Annotated in this window: 23 protein-coding genes and 3 pseudogenes; 15 read left to right on the forward strand and 11 right to left on the reverse strand. The window is 56.8% G+C overall.

The window, feature by feature from the left end:
* From repA to repC, 3 genes are all read left to right on the forward strand, one after another.
* A complete protein-coding gene (gene repA, locus FIU85_RS20765; RefSeq protein ID WP_152498345.1) occupies positions 1-1188 on the forward strand; it encodes a plasmid partitioning protein RepA in 1188 nt (395 codons plus the stop codon).
* Positions 1185-2201: a plasmid partitioning protein RepB gene (gene repB, locus FIU85_RS20770; RefSeq protein WP_152498346.1), complete on the forward strand. Its 1017-nt coding sequence runs from the start codon at positions 1185-1187 to the stop codon at positions 2199-2201. Before repA ends, repB begins: the two co-directional genes overlap by 4 nt.
* Positions 2202-2378: 177 nt before the next feature.
* Positions 2379-3614: a plasmid replication protein RepC gene (gene repC / locus FIU85_RS20775; RefSeq protein WP_152498347.1), complete on the forward strand. Its 1236-nt coding sequence runs from the start codon at positions 2379-2381 to the stop codon at positions 3612-3614.
* 130 nt (positions 3615-3744) lie between these two features.
* Here the strand turns inward: repC and FIU85_RS20780 are convergent.
* Positions 3745-4630, reverse strand: a pseudogene (locus FIU85_RS20780) (Fic family protein); the annotation flags it as partial.
* Between FIU85_RS20780 and FIU85_RS20785 the strand changes: the two are divergent.
* From FIU85_RS20785 to FIU85_RS20795, 3 genes and pseudogenes are all read left to right on the forward strand, one after another.
* A pseudogene (locus FIU85_RS20785) lies at positions 4620-5424 on the forward strand (DNA-binding protein); the annotation flags it as partial. The pseudogenes FIU85_RS20780 and FIU85_RS20785 sit on opposite strands and share 11 nt — an antisense overlap.
* A 279-nt stretch (positions 5425-5703) precedes the next feature.
* Complete coding sequence (locus tag FIU85_RS20790) at positions 5704-6657, forward strand: DUF1403 family protein (protein ID WP_152498348.1); 954 nt, start codon at positions 5704-5706, stop codon at positions 6655-6657.
* On the forward strand, positions 6654-7253 hold the full coding sequence (locus tag FIU85_RS20795) for an SMC-Scp complex subunit ScpB (RefSeq protein WP_152498349.1): 600 nt from the start codon (positions 6654-6656) through the stop codon (positions 7251-7253). Before FIU85_RS20790 ends, FIU85_RS20795 begins: the two co-directional genes overlap by 4 nt.
* A 102-nt stretch (positions 7254-7355) precedes the next feature.
* Here FIU85_RS20795 and FIU85_RS20800 read toward each other — a convergent pair whose 3' ends face one another.
* From FIU85_RS20800 to FIU85_RS20830, 7 genes are all read right to left on the reverse strand, one after another.
* A complete protein-coding gene (locus FIU85_RS20800) occupies positions 7356-8057 on the reverse strand; it encodes a competence protein CoiA (RefSeq protein ID WP_172978953.1) in 702 nt (233 codons plus the stop codon).
* A 4-nt stretch (positions 8058-8061) separates the two neighbouring features.
* Positions 8062-8460 (reverse strand): DUF6527 family protein, encoded by a 399-nt coding sequence (locus FIU85_RS22430; protein WP_152498351.1) that lies wholly within the window; start codon positions 8458-8460, stop codon positions 8062-8064.
* A gap of 1 nt (position 8461) precedes the next feature.
* Positions 8462-9853 (reverse strand): ThiF family adenylyltransferase, encoded by a 1392-nt coding sequence (locus FIU85_RS20810; RefSeq protein WP_152498442.1) that lies wholly within the window; start codon positions 9851-9853, stop codon positions 8462-8464.
* Positions 9853-10707 (reverse strand): multiubiquitin domain-containing protein, encoded by an 855-nt coding sequence (locus FIU85_RS20815; RefSeq protein ID WP_152498352.1) that lies wholly within the window; start codon positions 10705-10707, stop codon positions 9853-9855. The genes FIU85_RS20810 and FIU85_RS20815 overlap by 1 nt, the downstream gene beginning before the upstream one ends.
* Before the next feature lie 69 nt (positions 10708-10776).
* Positions 10777-14190: an ATP-dependent helicase gene (locus FIU85_RS20820; protein ID WP_152498443.1), complete on the reverse strand. Its 3414-nt coding sequence runs from the start codon at positions 14188-14190 to the stop codon at positions 10777-10779.
* Entirely contained in the window at positions 14177-14689 is a 513-nt protein-coding gene (locus tag FIU85_RS20825; protein ID WP_254703087.1) for a hypothetical protein, read from the reverse strand. Before FIU85_RS20825 ends, FIU85_RS20820 begins: the two co-directional genes overlap by 14 nt.
* 25 nt (positions 14690-14714) lie before the next feature.
* On the reverse strand, positions 14715-15518 hold the full coding sequence (locus FIU85_RS20830; protein ID WP_152498354.1) for an RNA polymerase sigma factor: 804 nt from the start codon (positions 15516-15518) through the stop codon (positions 14715-14717).
* Positions 15519-15650: 132 nt separating this feature from the next.
* Here FIU85_RS20830 and FIU85_RS20835 point away from each other — a divergent pair, with 132 nt between their 5' ends.
* The 3 genes from FIU85_RS20835 to FIU85_RS20845 all read left to right on the forward strand — a co-directional run bounded on the left by FIU85_RS20835 (position 15651) and on the right by FIU85_RS20845 (position 18006).
* A complete protein-coding gene (locus tag FIU85_RS20835; RefSeq protein WP_152498355.1) occupies positions 15651-16256 on the forward strand; it encodes a DUF6088 family protein in 606 nt (201 codons plus the stop codon).
* A gap of 10 nt (positions 16257-16266) precedes the next feature.
* Positions 16267-17280: a nucleotidyl transferase AbiEii/AbiGii toxin family protein gene (locus tag FIU85_RS20840; RefSeq protein ID WP_152498356.1), complete on the forward strand. Its 1014-nt coding sequence runs from the start codon at positions 16267-16269 to the stop codon at positions 17278-17280.
* A 294-nt stretch (positions 17281-17574) separates the two neighbouring features.
* A complete protein-coding gene (locus tag FIU85_RS20845; protein ID WP_152498357.1) occupies positions 17575-18006 on the forward strand; it encodes a hypothetical protein in 432 nt (143 codons plus the stop codon).
* A gap of 334 nt (positions 18007-18340) precedes the next feature.
* Here FIU85_RS20845 and FIU85_RS20850 read toward each other — a convergent pair whose 3' ends face one another.
* The gene (locus FIU85_RS20850) at positions 18341-18661 is read right to left on the reverse strand and encodes an H-NS family nucleoid-associated regulatory protein (protein ID WP_172978954.1); all 321 of its coding nucleotides are present in this window, start codon (positions 18659-18661) and stop codon (positions 18341-18343) included.
* 206 nt (positions 18662-18867) lie between these two features.
* Positions 18868-19179: a hypothetical protein gene (locus FIU85_RS20855; protein ID WP_152498359.1), complete on the reverse strand. Its 312-nt coding sequence runs from the start codon at positions 19177-19179 to the stop codon at positions 18868-18870.
* A gap of 227 nt (positions 19180-19406) precedes the next feature.
* On the opposite strand from FIU85_RS20855, the gene FIU85_RS20860 reads away from it, so the two are divergent.
* From FIU85_RS20860 to FIU85_RS20875, 6 genes and pseudogenes are all read left to right on the forward strand, one after another.
* Entirely contained in the window at positions 19407-19895 is a 489-nt protein-coding gene (locus tag FIU85_RS20860) for a hypothetical protein (protein WP_152498360.1), read from the forward strand.
* Positions 19896-20488: 593 nt separating this feature from the next.
* Complete coding sequence (locus FIU85_RS22165) at positions 20489-20764, forward strand: hypothetical protein (protein WP_172978952.1); 276 nt, start codon at positions 20489-20491, stop codon at positions 20762-20764.
* On the forward strand, positions 20737-20940 hold the full coding sequence (locus FIU85_RS20865) for a hypothetical protein (RefSeq protein ID WP_254703088.1): 204 nt from the start codon (positions 20737-20739) through the stop codon (positions 20938-20940). Before FIU85_RS22165 ends, FIU85_RS20865 begins: the two co-directional genes overlap by 28 nt.
* A gap of 223 nt (positions 20941-21163) precedes the next feature.
* Positions 21164-21340: a hypothetical protein gene (locus FIU85_RS22170; protein WP_172978955.1), complete on the forward strand. Its 177-nt coding sequence runs from the start codon at positions 21164-21166 to the stop codon at positions 21338-21340.
* A gap of 632 nt (positions 21341-21972) precedes the next feature.
* Positions 21973-22131: pseudogene (locus FIU85_RS20870) on the forward strand (LysR family transcriptional regulator); the annotation flags it as partial.
* 75 nt (positions 22132-22206) lie between these two features.
* Complete coding sequence (locus tag FIU85_RS20875; RefSeq protein WP_172978956.1) at positions 22207-23217, forward strand: GSU2403 family nucleotidyltransferase fold protein; 1011 nt, start codon at positions 22207-22209, stop codon at positions 23215-23217.
* 228 nt (positions 23218-23445) lie between these two features.
* Here the strand turns inward: FIU85_RS20875 and FIU85_RS20880 are convergent, their stop codons facing one another.
* The gene (locus tag FIU85_RS20880) at positions 23446-24867 is read right to left on the reverse strand and encodes a DUF2235 domain-containing protein (RefSeq protein WP_152498363.1); all 1422 of its coding nucleotides are present in this window, start codon (positions 24865-24867) and stop codon (positions 23446-23448) included.
* Positions 24868-25008 lie beyond the last annotated feature (141 nt).

Genomic DNA, 25008 nt, shown 5'->3' on the forward strand with positions numbered 1-25008 from the left:
ATGAACAAGACCTTTGCGCATGAGGATCTCAACGCGGTGATCCGCCAGCATTCGGAATGGCTGGCCAACCAGTTGCATTCGCAACGTGAGAGCCTGTTTCCGCCGGATGCAGAGAAGACCATGCGCAAATTCACCTCCGGTGAGGCTGCGGCGCTTCTCAGCGTCAACGATTCCTATCTTCGCAAGCTCAACCTCGATGGCAAGGGGCCCTCTCCCGAGCTGACCGCTGGCAACCGTCGTCTCTACTCTGCGCAGGACATTCAGGCGCTGCGCGTGTTGCTTGAGAAAACCGCCCGCAAGCAGGGAGATTACGTCCCTGGGCGACGGGAGGGCGATCATCTTCAGGTCATCGGTGTAATGAACTTTAAAGGTGGCTCTGGAAAAACGACAACCTCTGCCCATCTCGCGCAACGGCTTGCGCTGCGCGGGTATCGAGTGCTGGGCATCGACCTAGATCCGCAAGCCTCCTTCACGGCATTGCACGGCGTTCAGCCGGAGTTGGACCTTGAGGATGGCGGCACGCTCTATGATGCGATCCGCTACGAAAACCCCGATCCAATCCGCAAGGTCATCCGCAAAACCTATATCCCCAACCTCGACCTTATTCCCGGCAATCTCGAACTGATGGAGTTTGAGCACGACACTCCCCGGGCCTTGGCGCAGGGCAATGCAGGACTTTTCTTTTTTCGCGTGAAAGAAGCCTTGGCTCAAGTGGATGAGGATTACGATGTTGTGGTCATCGACTGTCCACCGCAGTTGGGATTTCTGACGATGTCCGCACTGTCTGCGGCTACCGGCGTATTGGTTACGATTCACCCCGAAATGCTTGACGTTATGTCTATGTCGCAGTTTCTGCGTATGACCGCAGATCTTATGGACGTGATTGCCGAAAGCGGCGCCGACATGTCTCATGACTGGATGCGCTACGTTTTGACCCGTTACGAGCCGCAGGACGCACCACAGAATCGGATCGTGGCATTCCTGCGAACGATGTACGGGGAAGCGGTGTTGAATTCGCCCATGTTGAAATCCACAGCGATCTCCGATGCGGGCCTGACCAAGCAGACGCTCTACGAAGTGGAACGCAGCGCGTTCACCCGTTCCACCTATGATCGCGCACTCGAGAGCCTTAACACTCTGAATGACGAGATCGCCGACCTGATCCAAAAGACTTGGGGGCGCCCATGAGCAGCAGCAAGAAGAAACGGATGTCCATGCTGGACAGTCTCGCGTCGGCCGGAGCTCCCTCCCCTGCCCCGAAGTCCAGCGCTGTCACGCCTATGATGAGCTCTAATCGCGCCCTACGGTCCGCGCGCGATGCAGTCGATGGTCATCACGTTTGGGAGTTGGACCCGACGAAAATCGTGGATGATCGCATGGAGGATCGCCTCGACCCGGAGGATGTGCTGGACCTGCGCGGTGCGATCGAGGCGAATGGTCAAGCCGTTCCGATCCTTGTGCGCCGCGTTCCCGATGATCCCGACCGCTACTTGCTGGTCTATGGGCGTAGGCGGTTGGAGGCGATCCGCCAGTCTGACAAGGTGACCAAGATCCGCGCTCTCGTCGCCAATCTGGATGATGACAGCGCTTTGCGCGCGCAAATTTCCGAGAATATGGCTCGACGTGATTTGTCTTACATTGAGAAGGCGCGTTTCGCCAAGGATCTCGTGGCATCCGGCTTCGGGACACAATCACAGGTTGCAGAAATATTAACCGTCACGAAATCTGCGGTCTCCATGGCAATCGCCATTGTAGACATCGTCGGCTCTGATTTAGTTCGCGCCATCGGGCCGGCCCATGGCATCGGTCGGCCTCGCTGGGACGCTCTGGGCCGCGCTATCGACGAGAACGGCCTTGATCGCGAGCGCCTCAGTCAGATTGCTGAGGAGGCACGTGGAAAGGGTGTCGATTCCAAAGTTTTGGAAGATTCCGTATCCACCGATGATCCATCCGTCCAGGCGTTTGAAGCGGTGGCTAAAGCCGTAGCGAATGCACTCAAACCTGCAAAGGCCCCCTCCCCTGCGCCGTCCTCCAGCGTCCCGCTGAAGATCGGTGGTAAACGCAGTGGGAGCGTGAAACGCACTGGCAAGGGCCTGTCGATCGAGCTGCCAAGCGGAGACTTCGCCGATTGGGTTGAGACGCAAGTGCATGAAATAATTGAAGACCTTCACGATCGCTGGAGGCAGCGGTCGGAAGACTGAGGAAGAGCAGAAATCAAAGAAGGAGGCACGAAAAGGCAAAAGAAAAGGTCCCGCAAAGCGACCACTCTACGAGACCCTAACTTGTTTCTAGCACCTTCAAGGTAGTGTCCGGAGTCTTTTTCCGCAAGTCCAAAGTGATTCGCGGGCCGGGAAATTTTTGTCTTCGTGAATGATAAAATGGACTACACGCCCGTAACGCCGTTTCGGCGAACGATAGATGCTGCCATTCTGAAACACCAGGCGGCGGCGCAGGAAGACCTGCCCCCAGCCGGCGCCAACAAGTGGGAGGTCCTGAGGGAACTAGCTGCCGCTCGGGTCGCGTTCGGCTTGTCCGATCGGGATTTGACGGTGCTTCAGGCACTCGTCAGCTTTCACCAAGCGACGATTCTCGGAGGCAATGACAGCGAGTCGATTGTACATCCGTCCAACAAGGCGATTTGCGAGCGCCTGAACGGCATGCCCTGCTCGACGATGCGGCGCCACCTCTCCAACCTTGTCCAGACTGGCTTTGTCGTCCGGCGCGATAGCCCCAATGGGAAGCGCTACGCCCGCCGCTACGGCGAAGAGAAGGTTGCGTTCGGGTTCGACCTATCTCCGCTTGTTCGACGCTTCCAGGAGGTCTGTGAGGCCGCTGAGGCCGTTCGGGCCGCAGAGGAGCGTTATAAGCGCCTACGTGCCGCTGTGAGCCTCATGCGGCGTGACCTCGCGGGGCTGGCCGAGTACGGGCGCGCGCTTCGTCCAGATCAGGCTGTTTGGGACCAATTCTCGGACCTTGCGGCTCTAACTGGCCGAGATCTTCGCAGAAAACTAAAAATGGAAGACCTTAGGCGCATCGAAGACGCATTGGGGTCGGCTTTGGATGACGCCCGCAACCTTTTGGATGGCCGTGAAACAGAAAATACGAGCACCAATGATGCTATTTTTGAGCAGCACTATCAGAATTCAAATAAAGACTCTTATGATTCTGAACCTCGCTTAGGAAAAGCGCGCGGGAGAAGCGTTGTGCGTAAAAACCGAGAGGTCGCCTACAGCACTCTGTGTTCTGAAGATGAGGCTAACTCAACCTCAGCTACTGACGACCAAATGATGCCGAACATACCGCTCGGTCTAGTTCTAGCCTCTTGTCAGGAATTCATGGCGTATTCCGATAAGCCTGTGCGCCATTGGCACGATCTGGTCCGGGTGGCCGATGTGGTCAGGCCAATGATGGGTATTTCGCCTTCCGCTTGGGACGAGGCAAAGCGCAATATGGGCCCCGAAGAAGCGTCTGTTGTCGTTGTTGCAATGCTTGAACGGTTTGCAGACATTCGATCACCTGGAGGCTACCTGAGAGCCCTATCTTCAAAGGCGGCAAATGGCGAGTTCTCCTGTGGTCCGATGATCATGGCCTTGATGCGGCGGGATGCTGCATGATGAGTTCACAGTTGTGAACTCATCTGACAAGGAGGATAGCTCGGGATGGTTCACAGCTGTGAACTTTTTCCGACACTGTCAGAGGCTGCGCTCGCGGACCTGTCCAGAAACCGGGTGCTTCCATTGCAAGTCACACGGGCAGGTCACCATTGCTAAGAAGTTTCCGAAAAAGTCGCTCTCGATAATCAAATGGAAGCGCCAATCTGACAGGCGTATTCGGCGAGGAGGAAACGAGGTATCCAGCGGCAGTCAGTTTGGTCAACATGTTGCGGGCAGTGCGCTCGGACGTCCTGAGCACAATTTGCGCGTCGTCCCTATCTAGGGCGCCGTACCGAAGAACGGCGGAGATCAGCTCTGGCGCTCGTTATATCATCGCTGGTTTCTGCAACAGGACGACGATACCGCTGATTCAGTTCGCCAAGATCGAAGAGTTTTGCCGAAAAGCTGATCTGGCCGAGTGTCACCTTTGGGAACCATTCGCTGAACGTCTTCAATGCTGTCTCGGACAATTTACCGCGCCCGTCACGGTCTCCTCGTCGGGGACTGTCTGCAAAATCCATCATCCGTTTATACTCGCCCCAATCGGTCAGCCCGCGGGGCAGTCCACCCGAAAAGGACCAGAGTCCCTAGCCTTCAATCCCAGCTGTAAGGGCTATAGCATGAGACATCATTCTGCTGACACGACCGTTGCCACCTGGGAAAGGGTGGATGTAGTTCAGCCGGCGATGGGCGGACGCGATCGCGATGATCCGTCCGCTCGAGGACCGCGCCGCAATCTGAAACCGTTTGTCAAAGTGATCCATGAATGCCGCGACGCGCGACGGTGAAAAAGGTAGGTGGCGCCCAACAGTAACTTCCCGATCGTCATCCTGACGCATGCGTCCTGGAACGATGGGCTCGTGTGCGCTGTCTAGATGTTCGATGATCCGAGACTCGTCAAGCATCTCGTCGTAGAAGATCTTATGGACTCAGGACAGGAACTCGACAGATGTGGGGCGGGGCAGGGTGCCCGAGCGGCTGGATAGAGTTGACGGCGTACCGGACACTAGCACTGCGCGACGCTGTCGGGCGTTCGCCTGACGGCGCCTTGACACTGCTGCTTCTGAAGCTCGTCAACGACACCTTCAGGACGTCCAGTTCGGCGGGCAACTGCCTCGAGGCTTCGGTGCCTCACGTCTATATGTCCGCGCACGCGAGCGATCTAAAGGACAGCGTGGCGGCCAAGCTGGTGGACGAACGCCACGCGGGGTGGGGGGCCGACCTATCGCTTGGCGACGATGCCGCCCTCTTGGACTACCTGACCTCCCTTGATCAAAGGGGCCGGCTGTCCTTGCTCGCGCATTGCCTCAGTTTTGGGATCAACGCACTCCACGAGAAGGTAAACGCCTACGGTGCCGGCATCCCCGCCAGTGCTCTGACACGGCGGATGGCGCAAGCCCACTTGCTTGCCCAGGCGGCCGACCTCGACATGGACGAGGCGGGATGGGAGCCGACGATCGATACCTACCTGAACCGTGTGCGCAAGGGTCGGCGCCACGAAGCAGTGCGTGAGGCGAAAGGCGAGGGCACCGGGCAACTCCTTGATCACCTGAAGAAGGGCGAGATGGCGACTGAAGCCGAGCGTCAGTTGAAAAGCAGCAGCTGGTTGTTGGAGGTGCTTGGCCGTAGCGATCTGGCGTCACTCGACAGTGGGGAAGGGCAGGGGGCCTCAGAAGGTGTTTCCGACACCGAACAGGCCGAAGAGGCCAATTTTCTCGCCTTCCTCACCGCCGATTTGGCGAGCGATGAGGCATCGAGGATGGCGTCCGAGTGGTCCAGACCATTCGAGGGCGAGAAACTAACGCTCAGTCAAATAAAATTTAACAATATCAATATGATGGATGCAAAACTACGCGCTAAGGATAAGGAATCTTGTCTGCGCAGTCCAAACACTGTCTATGTTACTGCACCTGTCGCACGTAGCGGATGTTTTATGTCTCACGAAGGGCACGATATGGCAAACTTATTGGACATAGCTGAGGCCTGCAACGCGGGGCGGTTTGCACATCATATTGTGGACGAAAGCGCCGCCGTGGGATAGTCTTGTGGCATGACATACCAGTCCACAGCCATCTCCGACGACCGCACCAACCTACCGAACCTGCCGGGCTGGGTCACCTCCGGGCGTCCGGAAACCCTTGAAACTGTGGCCTTTCGGTCCGGGGCGGCGCTCACGGTGCTCGACCAGCTCATTAGCGATCCCCGGCATGGTGTGCCGGTGAAGCTGCTCGCCAATCGGCTTGCGCTGAACGCAGCAACTGCGACATCGAAACTGGAAGGACGGCTGGCGCGGGAGGCGGATATCCGCGACGCCTTTCATCTGACACCGGCGGGCGAGGCGAGGGGCCCCGATGGCGATCTGCTGGCGTTCTGGCGCGATGCAGGGCGGCCTCGGGTAGGCGGGACCGGTGAGATCGCCGACTTGGTCGGGGCGGAGTTCACGGACGACGTGGGCGTCTGGCTCGATGCGGGATTTGAGCGGGCCAGGACCCACGGATCGCTGGTAGGCTGCCTCTCCGTCCTGCGGGCGGTGCTCGACGCCGACGACCAGGCGGAACGGGTCGCCTTTCTGCTGGCGGATGTCGTCCTGGCGCACGCTCTGAACTGGAAGACTGTGCTGCCTGTCTCTGCGCGACGGGTAACAAAGGCGGCGCTGCGGAACCTGGCCGCAAACGAGCAGGGGGCTGAGCTGGTGATCCAAGTGCGGATCCTCGAGTCCATCGAAGACACGATCCGACTGGCGCGGGATTTGGCTCGCCGGGCCGAAGTCCTCAGCTCCGTCGCCCCGAAGCTGCGCGCGAAAGGATCGGACGCGGCGGTCGACCTTTTCCTGACCGAGGATGCCGTGGCACCGGCGTCGATGCTCTCGCCGCGCATTCGGGGGACTTCGATCCCCATGACCGACCGCGCCGCGCGACGGTTCTGCGACAGGCTGGTCGAGTTGGGGGTGGCCCGGGAACTGACTGGGCGGCCGACTTTCCGGCTTTACGGGATCGCGCCATGACGGCCGCGATGAAGAAACGGAAACCGGTCGATGAGGGAGGCGCCGTCTTTGACCGGGAGCTAGAGGATTTGCCGCAGGAGCTGCGCTGGCGCGAATGGATGGGACGGATCGAGGCGGTACTGTTCGCGAGTGCCTCGCCAGTCCGCCGCGAGGAATTGGCGCGCGTCGTGGGGCAGGGGGCTTCGGTCGAGATGTTGATCGACGACATCCAGGCCGAGCTGACGGGCCGTCCATATGAGTTGGCCCACGTGGCGGGGGGCTGGATACTTCGCACCAAGACCCAGTTCGCCGATGCGATCAAGGCCGCCGCCGACCTGGGCGACCAGTCGCTTGCCTTCACAGAGATGGAGATAGGCGTGCTTTGCGCCATCGCCTATCACCAGCCGATCGACCGTGCGGGGCTCGCGGAAATCTTCGGCAAAGAGGTCAGCCGCGATCTACTCGCCCGGCTGCGCTACAAGGACCTTATCGCCAGCGGGCCACGCTCGCCGCGGCCGGGTGCGCCGCATACCTTCGTGACGACCGAGACGTTTCTGATGACGTTCGATCTGCAGAGCCTGCGGGACTTGCCGGAGCTGGAATTGTCGCAGCCTTGATATCCGAAATATTTCGAGCGCTCCGGACATCGTCCAACTTGCGCTCACTTGAGACCTTCGCCGCGACTGCCAGTACTCCGGCGTTCATCTGTCCGCAAAAAATTAGAAACGGGCGCGCCGTCGCCGATACCGAATGGTCCTGAGTGCTGGGCGACCGAATAACACATCCGGTAGAGCAGTACTTTCTTTGATGTGTTCCACAAGTTTGGTCTTCGGATACTCAAAACCATAAACCCAATCATCTTTGATGCGCCTGAGAAGCCAAACATACTCTTCTCCGAAATCGAACGCGACAATGACCCCAACGTGAATCCACTCTTTCAGCAAGCGGGAGTCAAAGACCCAAACCTGATGGACAATACCGTCTTTGGTCGGGTGTTTTACTCCATCGCGGATAGCTGCCCTAAACTGTTTGAGATCAGTTTGTCGCCGTAATCCGTTCACAATCCAGAACATCGGCTGATGAAACTCAGTTCGTATCCTTGCTTCCTCGGGCCTTAGGTATGAGTGCTGGAATTCGACGACCAAGCCTTTGGGCGTTTTGATGTCGGCAATGTGGAGCTCGCCACGATCATCCCTGGCAGCGACTTCCTGCCAATATGTCGGGAAGTGGTTCTTCCAGTCGCGATGCCACTGGGTTTCGTTTTCCCACCAGTGGTCGCAATGCCGCTGACCCTTGTGTGCCCAGTGCCAGACTTTCCTGGTTCCGCACCTGGCGATCAGTTCTGCGCCACAACCCGGGCACTGGCCTTTTGTGCCCGGTGTCGCTTCGATGCGCTGACCTTCATGTACCGCGAAGCGCATACTACTATCCTTGAGCTCGTGTTGGCATAGCATCGTCGGCATCATCTGCCGGCCGGTTCGGACGACCCCCTCGGCACCAGTTCACCTGCCCTTTCTTGATCCAGAAATGACACCCGCACTTATTCTTTTGATGGACAGAAGGATGAACGGTCGGCCGTGACCAAATATCTTCCGCAACGCTCCACCGAGGCCGTTGGTTGGGATTCAGGGATAGACTGATAACCTCCCCACAGCCACCAGGACATTTGAGGCAGGCCCACTTCTTGACGTTACCGCTTTCGACGACAGTAAGCGATTCCGGCACGACGGTTGTCGGGTTTGGCAAGGAAGAAGTCTTGGTCGTCAGGAAATCAAAACGCAGAAGGCGCAAATGACGAAGAAGACGAGAGATTACCGGTTTCATGTCAGGTCACCATGTCCAGGAAAGGGTGCACGTCCGCGCGGCCCAGGGTCTCTGGCTGATTGCAACACGGGCAGCCCGCGTGGGATTCCACCATCGGCTTCCGCTCATCGCGCGCGTGGAATCGCCGCATGCGGGTCGGCAGCATTCCAGACGCTCCAGCGAGCCCCGTCACGCCTGCGAGCCATTCATTGACCGCCATGGTCGCCGCTTCGGTCGTGAAGGTGACTACCGCAGGGGATGGATCTCCCTCGCCGAGGACGTAGGCTTCCTCTTTCAGTCGGTTATAGGCATCGGGATCATCGCGCCGCAGAGCTTCCTCGCGCGCCCGCCTTGGATCGACGTAACCACCACACAACAGGCAGGGATGGCCGGGTACGAGTGTCGAGACTCGTGCAAAGAGATCATACGCCGTTTCTGTACGTCGTTGCATGGCAAGTCCGACGTCTATGATCGGAATGCCGTAGAAGCGGGCAAAGCGGTTCAGAAACAGACGGCCGGCATGATCATCCGTACAGCAGAAGATCACGTCACAGGCCTTGAGCGCGTCCCATGTCGAAGGGTGTCCCGCCCAAGCATCCATCGTCACCAGCGTCATGCCGAGTCCTGATTCCTCGACCGTTCGCGTGTGAATTCCAGTCTTTGGCATCTTTGCATCAACGTCCGAGCGCCGTGCACCATGCAGGCGGTTGAGATTGGTCTCGTCCACGATGTCTTTGTCGAATTGGATGGCCTCTTGAACCCCGAGCCGCAACAAGAGTGGCAGAAGCGCACTTCCCGTTGCACCGCCGCCTGCGATTCCGCACCGAAAACTGGACACCTGCCGAGATGCCTCCTGCCCGAAAAGCCTGACTTGGCGATCCAGAAAATCCGCCGGAGTTCCGCTGAGACCGGAAATCCGCAGACGTGGTCCCGAGTGAAGGATGCGGGAAATGGCAATAGCCTTGTCCGTCTGTGTCCACAAGCGTGCTGCGATGTCGCCGTTCTCTGCGATGAGAATACTGACCAGACCGGGCACACCTTTTAACAGGGCGGTCCGCGCGAGTTCGGCTTCGTTCCGATCGTCCTGATCGGAAAACTTCGCTTGGCCCTTCGGATGAGTGTGAACAAGGGCGGGAACAAGACCTGCTTTCTTGGCTGCACCCAGCAGCCGCATGAAACCGTCTGTCTGCCAAGTGATATGCCGCCCCGAAGCCGACACAAGTTCAGCATCACCGACCGGATCGAAGCGATGCGACACCAGACGTCGCCGCGGTTGGTCTGTCCATGGATCGACGCTGACATCGGCGATACCGAACAGCATATATGCAGAGCGTTCTTCTCCGGCCCCTTGCGTCAGCAGGGACCGGATTTTTGCCTCGTGCGGGTCCGAGAGGATGAGATCCAGCGTACCCATCAAGCCCGCGCCCCCGCCAAGGCCGTCTGGACCCGAGCGACCATGGTCTGAAGGCCATCGACGCCCGGGCGCCAGGCATTGTTGTGCCGCGACCAACGCTGCCAGACGCGTCCGCCAAAGCGGTGTTCTGCGGTGCAGGCCTTTGGAACCTGACCAGTGCCCGCAAGCAGGAGTTTCGGTGAGACATAGAACATGTCAGGCGGACAATCCGGATACCCCCTGGGCAACAGAATGAGGACGTCTGCTGTCTCACAATTGAACTTGCCCGCCGGAAGCAGCAGCTCCTTCAGGACGACGCCGGTGTTGCCACCTTCCGTCACAACCTCAAACGCGTATCCGTGACCGGAGAGGTAGGTTTGATCTTTCGACGGAAGGGCATCCCCCTCCGTCGTCTGGTCAATCAACGACACGAACCGCTCAACGCCGGCATCCGCCAGGTTGATCACGTCCGTATCGGTGATTTTCTTGTCGTGCTGACCGGGAATTTCTTGCCACAGATTATAGTTAGCAGGCAGCTTGGCCAGTTTGCGCAAGACGAAGCCGCTGATGCAGGCATGCGGCCATTCCAGGTCAGCGTCGTCGATCTTGAATTTGAAGCTGCGATCCGTGCGGGCAACGAGCACCTTCTCGGCACCGCGACCGCGCAGGTCATAGCTTTCGTCAAGGCGGATGTCTTCGAAGTCACCATTGGGCAATATCGCGATGGCGACATGCTCGTCGACGGGATGGCCGCCAACGGCCTCGATCAACTGACGCCCCAAAACCTTGGGATCATCGAAGACGTGCTTTTTGAAGTTGAGGTTCTCATCGGCGATGAGAACACGGAAGCGAGGATCATTTCCTTGCGATTTCATGGTTTTCGTCCTTATGCAGTTACAGGCCGCAGACACCATGTCTGCGCCTTCACAAGGACAATCGCGATGTCAGGAGGAATCCGGTAAGCCGGATCCGATCTTTTTTCTGAGCGTGCCGGCAGGCGGGGCATTGCAGATGAAAAAGTAGGGGCAGCGCGCGCATCGATCGCTGCGATTGGGCGGAAACCGCCCCTCGACAATGGCGATCGCGGCATCTGCGATCTTCTTTTTTCTGGTTTCCAATTGGCGATCTGACATGTTCAGAAGATCACGCTCGCCGCCGGTCAGATAAACAAATTCCGCCTCACCACGTCCGTCCGCCGCAATCTGAAATGCCGCCGCGTCAAGGGCAGTGACCGCAGTGCTGGTTTTGCGCCCCGTGCGGATACGCCGGAATACGGTCGAGCGTCCGGTATCGATCTCTTCATGTGCTGTTACCACGATCTCGGCATCGTCGAACCGCAGTGAAAGCGATTGTGGCGCGCGTCGAGTTTCACCCTGCCGCAGCTGGACGAAGAACTGCAGCAAGTCTTCCGATATCTGCCGGTACTCCTCGGCATAGCCGTGATCAGTCGGTCCGTGTGCGGCCCAGGCCGCGTCGACGATCGTTCGCAGTTCAGCTTCGGTCGGCACATCATTGAGGCGACCGGTCAACTCATCAACAACGGCTTGAACCGCATTGTGCATGCGCATGGGGGCAGACTCCATCCGCCGACCGCCGACTTGCAGCACATGTGCGAAGAAGAACCGCCGAGGGCATTTGTCGTAGGTAGCAAGTTGAGACGGGGAGACTCGGGCTATCCCATCAAGCTCCAACGTAAAGCATTCAACTTCGGCAGCAGCATCTGTGACTGGAGCAATCGGCCGCGGTTGTGAGAGCTGACCGGAAATATCGTCAACAAAGCTGGACCTGCTTTGCCGATGACCATTGGATTTCTTGTTTGGTGCATAAAGCGTCAGGTGTTGTTCTGCCCGAGACAAAGCGACAAAATACAGGCATCGTTGTTCTTCATCATGCCCGGCCTTGATCGCCTCGCTTCCGCGAAACGGCGCGCCCTCGATCATTCCGTCCGGCGGCGCGAGGCTGCGGCTTTGATTGGCTGAGCGCGGGATGGATCCGCTCGTCAACGACGGCAGGTGAAGAACCTTGAATTCGAGCCCCTTGCTTCCATGTATGGTCATCAGCCGCACGGCGTCGATGCTCTGAGCCGCGCTTGGAAGATCGCGCAAATCTCGCTCATCCGACAGGATTACGAGACGCCGAATATGCTCAAGCAAATCGCGGATCGGGTATCCGGATTTTTCCGGCAGAGCGGACCGCAAGAAGTTCTGAAACTGCCAAAGAGCAAGTGCGGGGTTGGCGTTTCCCGATCGTGCCGAACTAGCGATGTCTGCCGCCAGACGCGTCCGATCGAGATAGATGCTCGTGATGACCTGCCACGCACTCGCCGTCGGTTCAATTCCATCAAACGCATCAATGAGTCCCTTGACGGCCGCTTGACCGTGATCTGTCAGCTCGGGCACCGAGGGCAGAATCGTCCGCCAGTCGAGAGGAAGGGGTTTCTTGATGTCGCGGATTGCCTCTATGGCGCGGCTGACGTCCTCGATGGGCATCTGGAAGGGCGGCAAGGTGGCAATGCAGGTCAGGCCCATGGCCCGGGGATCAACCAAGAGAGACAAAAGTGACAAAGCTTCCTTGATCTCCGGTCGATCGAACAACGGCCCGAGGAACAAAACCGGTATGCCACAAGCCTCCAAGCCTGAGGCAATCTCTGCCAAGCGTGCATTCCCCTTACAAATGACAGCCTGATCGCGATACGAGACACCGTCGGCGCAAGCGGACCTTATTCGGGCGGCGATCTCGTCTATTTCATGATCTTTCGATTCAACCGAAACGAACGATGGTTCTATGCCGTTCTTTCCATTGATTGCCTCCGCTTTGAAAGCTGCGGCCTCCATCCGTGTCCTGGCAAATTGGGCAAACGCGTCGCATATTTCCTGAGACGACCGATAGTTGGTGCTGAGTTGCAGAGACGTTCCACCTGGAAAGTCCTCAGTTTCGAACCGGTCAATATTGTAGGAGGAGGCACCGCGGAATCGGTAGATGGATTGCTTCGCATCGCCCACGACCCAGAGGTTTCCGCCATCCGGTTTCAGGGCGCGCAGAAGTCTCACGCTAGCACGGTTCACATCCTGATATTCGTCCACAAGTACGTGTTCATATCGCTCTTGTAACTCAGCTCGCACCGCCTCGTCGGTTTCGACCAACGCGGTTGGACGGGCAACGAGATCACCAAAATCAACAGCACCTCGGTCCGCTTTCAGTTGCTCATAGAGATCATACACGGAAGCAATCTCGAAACATTTTTCGGCCGCTATCCGGTCCTCTTCGGTGGCTGCATTGTCAGCCATGTCTTGAGCAAGCGCACGGTAGCGATGACGATCGACGACTTCGTCTTTCGCGCGCGATATAGCCGACAAGATGGACCGTAGGTTGTCGGTCGGATCCCACAGATCATTGAAATGTGTCAGCCGCAGGCGCGGAAACTCATCCTCAAGAAGTGCGATGGCTTCTGTTGCATCAATCAACTGCGGATCCTGCGGCAAACCTGCACGATCGTGAAACCGGCGCAACAGATCGAGCCCAAAGGAGTGAAAAGTTCCAATCCACGCTGACCCAGCTGCTTCCGGCCAGGCCATCATGGCGCGGTCCGTCATTTCGCCGGCGGCCTTATTGGAGAAGGTCAGAAGCAGAACGCCTTCCGGGTCGACACCACGGTCCTTGAGAACCGACAACCTTCCGACAAGCGTTTGCGTCTTGCCGGTCCCCGGCCCAGCCTTCAATAGTAAGGCCTTTCCGTCGTGTTCTGCCGCGCGCTTTTGCTCATCATTGAGCGGCTTGGGCGCCGATGCTTGTTTTTCCTCGGGTTCAACAGGCGGCAACAGCAATGCGTCGAACAGCTGAACGGCGACCATGGCGTAGGGTGCCCCAAGCCGGTCGGCAATATCGCTTGCACTCAGGCCTTCATCGACATGCCAGGACCAGGCCAAGGTACGTGGAAACAGGAATTCCCGCGCGAAAAGGTCCATCTGAACCTCTTGGCGGGCGCGATTGCTATAGTCGATGACGCGTTCGGCGCCGACAGATGAGGGGTCCGCAGAGCGCGCCAGATCGACTTCCATCGTTGGCGGAATCTCGACTTCGCCGCCAAATTCATGGTGACCGATCTCATGGGCGACCAGAAAGGCGTCGAGAAACGCGTTTCCAGTTTCCTCGTGCAAGATGGTTGCTGACGCCTTCTGGAGAATGGCGCGGCCACCTTTGAGCTGTGGATGTCCAGCTGGGCGTTTTCCGACCTCCAGATCACGAGCTTTCGCTTCTCGCAGTGCGAACTGATAAGGCTTGGTCGGATCGCCACCTCTTTCGATGCGCTGCGCATGAAGATCAGTCGCGCGTGCCCGTATGACCTCAATCCGATCCATCACCTGCAAGCAACGCCTGCAACGCGCGTTGCTCCTCCTCACTAAGATCGGCTTGAGCAATATAGTCGGCAAATTCAATTGGAGCCTCGCCGCCCGGTTTGGCGTCAGACTTCATGGAAACGGGTTGTGCGTCGCCTTGTTGCATTCCGCTGATCACATCTTGGATGTGCACATCCAGCCTTCTCGCGAGTGCTTTCAGCAATCCCGGAGGCATTGAGGCCAGATGGACAACGCCCGCGTTTAGGCCAGTGAAGAAAGCCCGAGGAAGGCCGAGTTCATGTGCAAACTCCTTTACACCACTGCCGAACAGTGATTGCCGGACATGTTGGACACGTAGGGTCTCGGCGTTCACCGCCTTAGTTTCAAGTGGCAGGCTGGCCTCTGTTGCCTCAAGGTCGCTCATCGATAACTCATTGAAGAGCGCCAGGAGGTCTCGAGTATATTCGGGATAGCGCTGAAGGTATGCCTTTAGCACCGCAGGCGAGAGTTCCTCTTCCATCGTGAAATCGCTGAGAACGTCATCTCTATTTGCCATTTTCGACCTCCAACATCAGCGCCTGCCTGATCTTCTCGATCGCACGGTCCCGACGATTGCGAACGGTTTTCTCGACACAGCCCAAAAGCTCCGTCATCGACGTTTCACCGTCTTTCGTTGTCTCAATTGGAATATCTGCAAGCAACAAATCAATCACCTCTCGTTCGACTGTCGGTAGAGCGTCAATCGCCCGGCGGAGGTGAATCCGGTAATCAAAATCTTCTTCGGCGGTGAGTCCATGCTTCCTGTATCGATCGAGCGCGGCTTCAACCACAGCCCGAACATTTCCGGTGACAGGGTCCACCAGTTCTTCGTTCGCAGTTTCTTTGCGGTTTACCTTGCGCAGTTTGGTGATGTGAGCCGATCGGACAGCCTTGTCGAAGACAACCTCGTAGATATCGAGCTGCTCGTCATAGTCTTCCCGGTCTGTAAACATGAGTTCGGTGACATGGTCCACCGTTGCATCTCGGATCTCCGCAAGACGGGAATTTGTATGAATGGTTTCGCCAACATGTCTGTCTGGGCGTGGACATGCAGCTTCAACGCGATCGCGCAGGATATTGTAGAGGTCGACGAACCGTCCGTCCGAGTTGTCAGACTTCGTGCGGCGCAAATGGCAGACAAGGACTTCTGACGGCACATAATCACTGTGTCGGCGATCCCGTATCGACGCCCGCTCAAGCAGATCCTCGAAAGGCCATTGCAGGCTTTTCTTGATGAATTCAGTTATCAACGGTCGACGTGTGTAAATCTCGCCGCTGGTTTTGCGTTTTCGCAGTGGTTCGATGTCCATATCGCGTCGATAATCGCCTCAAATCAATTTGTCGCTTCGTCTTCTAACGCCTTCTTTCCTGCGCACATGAACTTGTTTCTAACTTGCATAATGTCAGAAAACAAGCTATATATCTGACATTAGGAGCACACCATGACCACCACATCACAAGCGATCAGGGCCTATGCAGAAGCTTTGCCGGAAGGGGCGACCCTGTCGGCGAAGGAGTTGTTGCATCTCGGCGAGCGGGCGGCCGTCGACCAGGCGCTGTCGCGGCTGGTTAAGCGCGGCGAGCTTCTGCGCGTCCGGCGTGGTCTGTTCGCCCTGCCGGTCAAGACTCGCTTCGGCGAGCGTGCGCCTTCGGCCAGCACAGTGGTTGAAAGTATCGCCAGTACGACCGGCGAGCGCGTGTCGATCAGTGGTGCTGCAGCCGCCAATATTCTTGGGCTGTCAACGCAGAACCCGGCGCGTCAGGTCTTCTGGACATCCGGTCCCAGTCGTCACTTGAAGCTGGGCGCCCAGGAGGTCGAACTCAAACACGTTCCCAGTTGGCAACTTCGCGCGCCAAACAGCCGGGCAGGCCACGCGTTTCGTGCGCTTGCCTACTTTGGCCAGTCGGAAGCTCGCGAGACCCTGAACAAGATAAAGCCGAGTCTCAATGAAGAAGAGCGGAGCGAACTTTTCGGGTTGCGTGCCAATGCGCCGACCTGGATGGCGAAAGAACTGAGCGCCCTCGCAGTTCCTTCTCGCGCATCGTGAGTTTGAGGTGATGGACTATTTCGGGCTCTCGTCTGCTGACAAAATCGATGCGCTAGAAACGGCCGCTTCCATCCTGGGGCGGCCAGCCGATCTGCTTGAGAAAGATATCTGGGTCGTATGGGCACTCGACGCGCTCTGTGAGAGCTCAGTCGGAGATCACCTCATCTTCAAAGGCGGAACATCGCTCTCAAAAGTATACCGCGCAATCGATCGGTTCTCAGAAGATGTCGATCTCACCTATGACATCAGGCAAATCATCCCCGACCTGATTGATGACCCAGGCAGTCCCTATCCGACGAGCCGCTCACAAGCCAGAAAATGGACGGAAACCGTCAGGGCCCGTCTTTCGACGTGGGTCGAGGCCGAACCCCTTCAGATTCTGACTGACAGAATAAAAACGTCAGGCGTGGGCGCGAAGGCGGTCGTGAACGACGACAACATCGTCCTGGAGTACGAAGCGGTTCGCAGCGGAACAGGTTATGTCCGTCCCGCCGTGCTCTTGGAATTCGGTGCTCGCTCGACAGGTGAACCCGCAGAGCGCCATAGGGTTACCTGCGATATTTCCGATGCGATCAACGACCTGCAGACGCCGATCGCCAATCCGCGCGTCATGCGCGCAGAACGTACCTTCTGGGAGAAAGCGACTGCCATCCATGCCTATTGCTTAAGGGGCGCTTTTCGCGGAGGCGACCGCTACGCTCGGCACTGGTACGATCTCGACTGCCTTGATCACACCAGCATAGCCTCAAATGCGATCCTTGATCGCGACCTCGCCGAGGATGTGGCGAAGCACAAGCAGCACTTCTTTCGGGAAAACGATCGCGACGGCGATGTCATCGATTACCAAGCAGCAGTGTCCGGAGCATTGTGCCTCATACCGTCCGGAGAAGCACTCGAAGCTCTGGCGCGCGACTACCGGCAAATGCTCGATGCCGGTCTCCTTCAATCGGATGCCGTTGATTTCGAAACTCTAATGGAACGGCTTTCAGACCTTCAGGATCGTGTCAACGAAGTGTACACATAGGGTCGCGCGCGTCATTGAAGGCCAATGACATCAAAGCAGCGGATAGAATTCCGAGTGGGAGATCTATCCCCAGAAATTGTGGACAGGTCGGAAAGCCCAGACGCAGGCCCTAAATTGAATGGAACGTTGACGACAGCGGCCGAACCCTCTGGAATTCGCCACTTTCCCGGAGGAATTATTTAAAACCTATTAAGAAAAATCGCGTTTAATATTTTGTTAACCAGAAAACGATTGATCGGTTTAATTGCGCAGCCTAAATACTTTATATCAATTTAGTTATAGGAGATAATTGATATGAAGATTAAAATTAACGAAAACAACCGTCAAAAGATTGAAGCCAGTATTGGGCGAGTAATGGGCAAAGCCAAACGTTTTGTACACACGTCGAGTGACCTGAAAGAGCTCGTCGAGGAGGCGGAAGCCGATCTCGCGAAGTTTGGCTTGGCAAAATCCAATAGACCTGGCGCCTGTCTCACTGCCCGTATGCGAGGACCTGCCAAGAGCTACAAGTATAATGCTGTTGCTTCGATTGTCGTGATTAAACGTGGGCCTTCCGGCTGGTTCTTGGTGAACGTCGTGCGTGATGACGTCTCTCCAGCGCAAGGCCGTCTTTACGATCTCGTCCTTGAGGAAGAGCATGTTCGTGCCGCTGTTCCCACCTGGAAAAGCTGCTACGGTATTCAAATCAATTGGCAAGGACATGAGGGGCAGGCCGGCACGGTCTGAGTCCTGAGGTGGCTCAATAGGTCCCAGCCGGAACGAGATACACCGGCAGGACAAAAAAGCCTCCATCCAATAGGTGAATTCGACGCGGTACTTTAGAAACTCTTGGTGTCGGAACGCCAGGCATCGATTGAATCACGCCTCTTGTGGATCGGACTTCCCTCACGTCCAATTTGGTTGGGGCAGCCTATGCTAGGAAGTTGCTTGTCCGGGAATACTCGAACACAGATCTGCGGCGTCACATGCGCCGCAGGTCAAATCTCACACCGGCAGGCCGGAGAGGCACTGAATCTCGCACATCCTCGTGCGGGACTGAAAGTCGCCAATCGAAAGTCTTCTAGCTTTTGATTTCTAGGTCTTCCAGTTTGCCACCTTTCTTTAAGTATTCGGCAATCCAGTGCGGTCTTCTGCCCGGGCCATAGATCCATTTCTCTTTCGGATTCTCAGGGTTTTGGTGCGTGGGCTGCTTTTTTGATTTTCGGGGTTCCGCACCAAACAGTTCCGATGCATTGAAGCCCATCTCCCGAGCGCGTTCCTCAAGCTCCGCCTTTGCCCGTTGGCGTGCCTCTTCTTCTTTTTCCCGAATTAACCTTTCCACATAGACTTTGATGTCTTTGAGCTCTGCTAATTCGAGGCTCTCCAATTGATGGTTAATCACCACGTATCTCCAATTTTCTTCTATTCTGTATAATTATGAGAAAATATTATTTTGGAAATTAATATATTTTCCGAAATGGGAAGATTTGCGGCAGGTGGATCGGATGTGACACTACAATGTTAAACGGGCGCGCGATGATCATCCCGCGCACCCGTTCGCATATGAGTCTGTTGCTTTTGGAGTCGTTATCGACGTGAACCTGAACTTCAGGCGATTTCCAACCAATCAGCGAAATGGTCCTCGATCACCGAGTATTTGCCATGCTTCTCGAGCCAGGCGATCGTCTCGTCGGACGACATCGGCGCAAGCCGGCGGCGTCCTTCCCTGATGCCGTCCTCGAGTTCAACCGCGTAGTGCGAAAGGGGGCCTCCGTACCCGACGATGAACCAAGCGCCATTCCTGGAGCGATAGAGGTCCTCTCGAAACCACGCCAAGTTATTCGGAGTCGCATAGCGAACAGAAGTAATTTCTTTTGCCTGGTCGGTATCGTAGATCTTCTTATTGAAAATAATCTTCATATTTTGTTCCTTGTCTTGTGCTTACTGGAACTTAGAGAATTCCAGTTTAAGAAAAGTAAAAGAATCTGATTTTCTGATTGCGGCCCCTTGTTTGACCATTTTTGGGTAACTGCTTTCGACATGTTCAAAAGCCGCTCGCTTCGATCTTTTCCGGATCTTTTTGTTCCGCAGCGTGGCCAACACTGGCGAGAATTTGTGCTAATATTATCGTTTGGTCAGCCAGCGACTTGGAGCAGCTTACGCAGCGCCGACTCGATCCTTTCGCGGTATGCTCGCTCAAGCGCCAGGATCGGGCGCGGCGACGTGATACGTCCGAAACTGAGGATCTCCGCAATCGCGAAAATCACCCGGAAGCTCCCGAATTCCCGGAACAGGGCCCACAGAGGAGCAAAGGCCTGATCGATGCGCTCGGCTTCGGTTGCATTCCCCTCCTGGGCCGCGCGGGTGAGGGCGAGTGCGGGTTGGGACAAAAGACCGGCCAGGAGCTTTACCAGCATGCGGCACCGGCGAGCAGCGCATCCTTCGCGCCCCAATCGCCGCTGTGGCCGATGGCAAACCTTTCCGGTGTCACGGCCCGCAAGCGCCGCATCTCGCCGGCACAATCACCGTCCGCAGGCAAGGGCATCTTCACCGCGGTCATCACGTTCGGCAGCTCGGCCAGGCGCGCGATCAGGTCGAAGCCGAAGGTGAATTTCGTAGTGCCAGAATTGTTGTAAATTCAAAGCAGCATTTCATCAGCCGCGGCGACGGCTTCAAAATGGCGAAAGACCTATTCGTCTGTTAGCGTCTGGTAGTACATGGGCGCAAGAAGCAGGCCTTCTACGAAAACGCGCCTTGCGTCGCGCGTGAGATCCTCGGCGACATCGGTCGCCAGAGCGCCGACCCAGAAAAAGAGCGGCGTTCGTCCCGCCACACACTCTACGGCGGCTTGCAGCGTGCGCTTGCGCACCTCCGGTGTCAGGTAGGCGAAACCAACGCGACATACTCTGGATCCGACGGGCCGAGAGCTATGGTCCGGTACGCGTGACTGTCACTTCTGTCGAAACGGGAAACTATCTGGTGCAATCGCCTGGAAATGCCAGACTGAATATCCGTGATTTCGGTACCTTCCGGAATTGTTTCATGTTGGTGAAACAATCACCCTATTGTTGCCGCATTACTGGGTTATTGAATTAAGCACTGTCGGTAGTCTTGGAGCATTTTTGAGATGTCGCGCATTTGGATTTTCGGCTGTGTTCTCGTCACGGTGGTCGCGGCGTTGAAGACGCTAATTGTTGCCGAGCTGGCCTAGCCGCAGGCCGGGCCGGGCATGGGCATCCTTTCCGGACTTTTTGCGCTGTTCTTCGCATTGACCGCGATTGTAGCCTATGTCGCCTGCACGCAGCTTAACCGCCACGTGGTGCGGCGGCGTCGTGAAAAACTGGCGCCAGGAGTCAGCGAGCCCATCGCCAAGGAAACCGTGATCCTGCGCCATGCACCGGATTGGGGTCTGTCGCAGGCCGAAGCGGATGTGGCAATTTTCGTGGCCAAGGGCTTCTCAACAGCGAGATCGCCGAAATGCGCGGCAGTGCCATCACCACGGTGAAATCGCAGCTGGGCCGCATTTACCAAAAATTCGGGCTTGAAACGCGCTACCAACTGATCGCCTACGTTACCGACGAGGTGGTTTCAATGGCCAAGGAAGCCGATACTCCAGATGCCAAGGTGGATACGGCGAACGTCCTGCCGCTGGTCGGGCGCCGCAAGCAGACCGCGGCCTGATCCCTTGTCATTGGATTGAAGCCGTCGAGAGTTTTCATCGCGATGCTGAGCTGAATTGCGTGCTCAGCGTGAAATACAGCAGGGATCCTGTCGTGCCAATCAATAGAGGAGCGAGCTGCGATACAATCAATACTGATATGCGTCCGATCCTACGCAGTGTCTGGGACCTTTTTCTTGCGTCAAGGCGGTTGCAGGGCAGCGCGTCGCTGCTACCGTGACCTTCATGGAACGCCGTATACTCGAAACGAAGGTTGTTCATCCTGAGCAGGGCGAGATCACCCTGTTCGAGGTCGTCGACATCGTCGGGGGTGTCGAAGTCTGTCTCGACGAACGTCCTCTATTCACGACGCGAGACATGGCGCAGGCCTGGATCGATCAGAGAGTAGAAAAAGGACGCTGACGCGGTCGCAATTTAGTGGGATGCAGGACGGACACCGCGCCTGCGTCCATCACTCATACGCCACATATCGATGTTGCCAGAACAGCCAAGCAAACACAACCAAAAGGCGAGATAGCTAACATATGCAGGCGGCTGCATGGCCACTCACCACCCAGCCGCCCGGCCCCAGGCTGGAAGGTAGCAGGGGCAAGTTTTTCGCCGACCCGTCCCTTTTGGGCGAGCGAGTCGACGGTGGCAGGGATAAAATACCACACGAGAGACCGCGGGGAGCGGACGCCCGCTCGAATACTTTGCACTCAAGTTGCTCGCAGGCGCAATGCGAGACTTTGCAAAACAACGATTCTATGTCGCCCAGTATCGGCAGTTCGAGGGGTCTGCTGGTGGAGGGTGGGCGCCCATCTGAGCGACAGATCTATGGACGCTCCAACGGGCCGAGGCATTCGGAATGATGCTGCAAGCTTGTCGTGCGGCACATCCTCATCCCATGCTCCGACAAGATCAAAGATTTCCACCTGCGGATTACGCTATTAACTTGGTGGTTTCGCCGCAACTCGGCTCGACAGCCCTCGATGGCAGCTTGCGTGAAGCATATTCAAATTGATTTTGCGGCAATGGTTTCTCATGCTCGACCGATGGATATTGCCCTTATCAAAACTTTCCTGGAGGTGGCTGCGACGGGATCTTTTGTTCAAGCCTCGGACCGCCTCTTTGTAACCCAGTCTGCCGTTTCGCTAAGGGTGCAGCGATTGGAGGAAAACTTGGATCGGCCTGTGTTTGCCCGCTCGAAAGCTACGCGCGAGATCATGCCTAGCAATTTTAATTTTTGTTAGGTATACTGTGCCAAGCAAAACACGAAAGTGATAGGCATGACTTCCCTCAGCAGCATCGCAATGAGTGCATATACCGATCTTGTACGTCTCTTAAGGGATGAAGCAGTCTCCGGTGCGAAAGGCAAGCCAACGCTGAAACAGCGCGGCGACAAAGCATATTGGTACGCTGCGCGCCGCGTCGGACACGACACGCGTTTCTTCTATATTGGGGAAGATAACGAGGAAACGCGTGGACGAATCGACCGCATCGAAGATCTGCAAGAAACTGGAAAAGAGCGGCAGGCCGAGCGATCTCGCCTGGTCCGATTGCTGCGCGCCGAAGGCATGACACCGACCGATCGGGCGACGGGCTCAATCCTGTCTGCGATGGCTGAGGCGGGAACGTTCCGACTGGGCGGTACAATCGTAGGCACGAACGCGTTTCGACTTTATGAAGGTGAGCTCGGCGTACGTCTGCCCTTAGGAGGCATGGCCAACACCGGCGATATCGACATTGCACAGTTCCAAAAGCTCAGCGTCGCCTTGCAAGATAAGGTCGACCCGGGCCTCGCGGAGACGTTCTCTGTGCTCAAATTCGATCCCTTGCCTGGTCTTGATCCGGGGCGCACCTGGCGATGGGCGCAGGGCGGCAGCGGCCAGTTGGTCGAATTCCTTACACCCGCCTTTGGAGATGAAACCATTCGCGACTTACCAGCGCTTGGCGTCAACGCGCAGGCATTGAACTATCTCAATTTCCTTATTGCGGAGCCGATTTATGCAGCGGCCATTTATAGGTCAGGGATACTGGTCCAGGTGCCGCGTCCGGAGCGCTACGCAATTCACAAGTTGATTATCGCGGATCGCCGGCGTGACGGGGCAGGGAGCCTAAAGGCAGTCAAGGATAGGGAACAGGCTGCGTTTCTCATAGAAACGCTCGCCGAGGATCGGCCAGACGATTTGTCACAAGCATATACCACGGCACAGGACGTCGGTCCGCGCTGGCGGGAACATATTGCAAAATCACTTGACCGCATGCCGGAAACGCGTGCCATCCTGAGCAGACTTTAACGCCGACCATCGTAGTGACGATCTACGTACGCCATTGGCGCGGCGATCATCGCCATGGTGATCATCCCGATCTCATACCGCAACAACCACGGTGATATGAGATGGTCATCCAAAGCTGTGCTGATTGACAAGCGCGAAGCCGCTCAGGGCGCGAGTTTGAAACAAACGGTCGCAACCTGATCAGAAGGCCATTACTTCTGCAACCTCTGCTGTAACCAGAGCTGACCATCACTGTTCGTAAAATGAACTGAGACCGGTTCGCGACCTAAGTTGCTCGGGACGATACGGCTTCACATCGCCGCTTTGCACAACTGCAGCGGCTTTCATACGCGTTTCTACCGACGGGTGCAGAAGGAAGTCGTCTCCCACTTCCCGGACGCCCTTTTTCCAAGGGATTCGCAACGCACCGAAAGAGACCATGGCATCTTCGCGGTGTTGCAGGCCGAGAGGATCAGGGGCGCGATTGAGCATGTGCTCGTTGATCTGGATAGAAGGCACGCACTCCTGGAGCTCCTTAACCATCCAGTCGAGAGCGATATCACTGAGCCGCGATTCAGCTTCGGGGTAGCTGCCACCAATGTCACTATGACATCCTGGGAACCAGACCTGTTTGAGCCATTCGGGGCGTCTCGCCTTGGTTTCGACCGCGGCAGCGACCGAAGCCCATCCAACCCTTGGAAAGTCAGCGCGATCTTCGTCAATGGCCATCGCGTGCCGAGCATGCTGAACATCCGGGTCCAGCCACTTGTCATAGTTTTTCTTGTTCCAGGCTGCAAAATGGCCGGTCCTCAGAATTTGCGCCCAATCCGAGGGACGCCAGAGCTTCAGCTTGCGGTTGGGATCCTCCGAAAAGAACTTGAAGTTGTCGACCAGAAGCTTGGCCAGTTGCCAGGTCAGAGCTGCTCCCGTTAGACCGAGCAGCGCAGTTGCGACCCAAGGCCAGTCACGCGCGAGGGACGCGACGAATGCGGCGCCAACGGCAATGGTCACGCCCCATACAAGCGTTCTTACGACGGCGGTTCTGAGCGAAGCGACGGTATCGAACACGCCGATGAAATGCGGCTGTACGTTGCCCTGGACATCCTCGCCCTCGATCGGGGCGCTGGAATATTTCTGCCGGAATCTGCGGCCCAGCTCTTCGCGACGGTCGTAATAGGGCTGCTCGGTTCTCGGCTTTCCCGCGCCGTGGTTGTAAACGAACGTCACCGCATCCTTGGCGATTTTCCTGAGCCCCGGGCCATAGCGTGGGACGGGGCTTCCATCCGGCATGCGCGTCGGGATTCCGCACAGGTTCATGACATTGGCCAGGGCCCTAACCGTGTATGCGCCGCGAGAGAACCCGAAAAGCAGGACCCGATCTCCCGGCTCGTAATGTGCAATGATCTGTTCGTAGCAATCGATGATGTTGTGATCGATACCAGTGCCGACTGCACTTTCGAGGATCGGCTTGATGCGACTTAAGATGCCGCCGCGTTCTCCCGCGCCGAGACCGGGATCATAGAATGCGACCTGATCCTTCGGACTGATCGGTGAGTCCGGACCTGGGCGCATCGCACGGTACATCTTGTAGACGTTCGAAAGGTGTTGATCCGGCCGGGCCCCGCCCATCTGTCCGGTACCATCGGAAAAAATACAGATGTTCTTAGCCAATAGGATGCTCCTTCTATTCTGCAATTAAATTGATTTGCCCGCGTCTGCAGATGAGCAAATGCGAACCCAATGCTGCGAGCGAAAGAGGATTTGAACCAAAGTAGAACATGCTGGAAGCGCAGGAGTCCACCTGATATTGTG

Source organism: Roseovarius sp. THAF8 (assembly GCF_009363735.1).
In the GTDB taxonomy this organism is placed as follows: domain Bacteria; phylum Pseudomonadota; class Alphaproteobacteria; order Rhodobacterales; family Rhodobacteraceae; genus Roseovarius.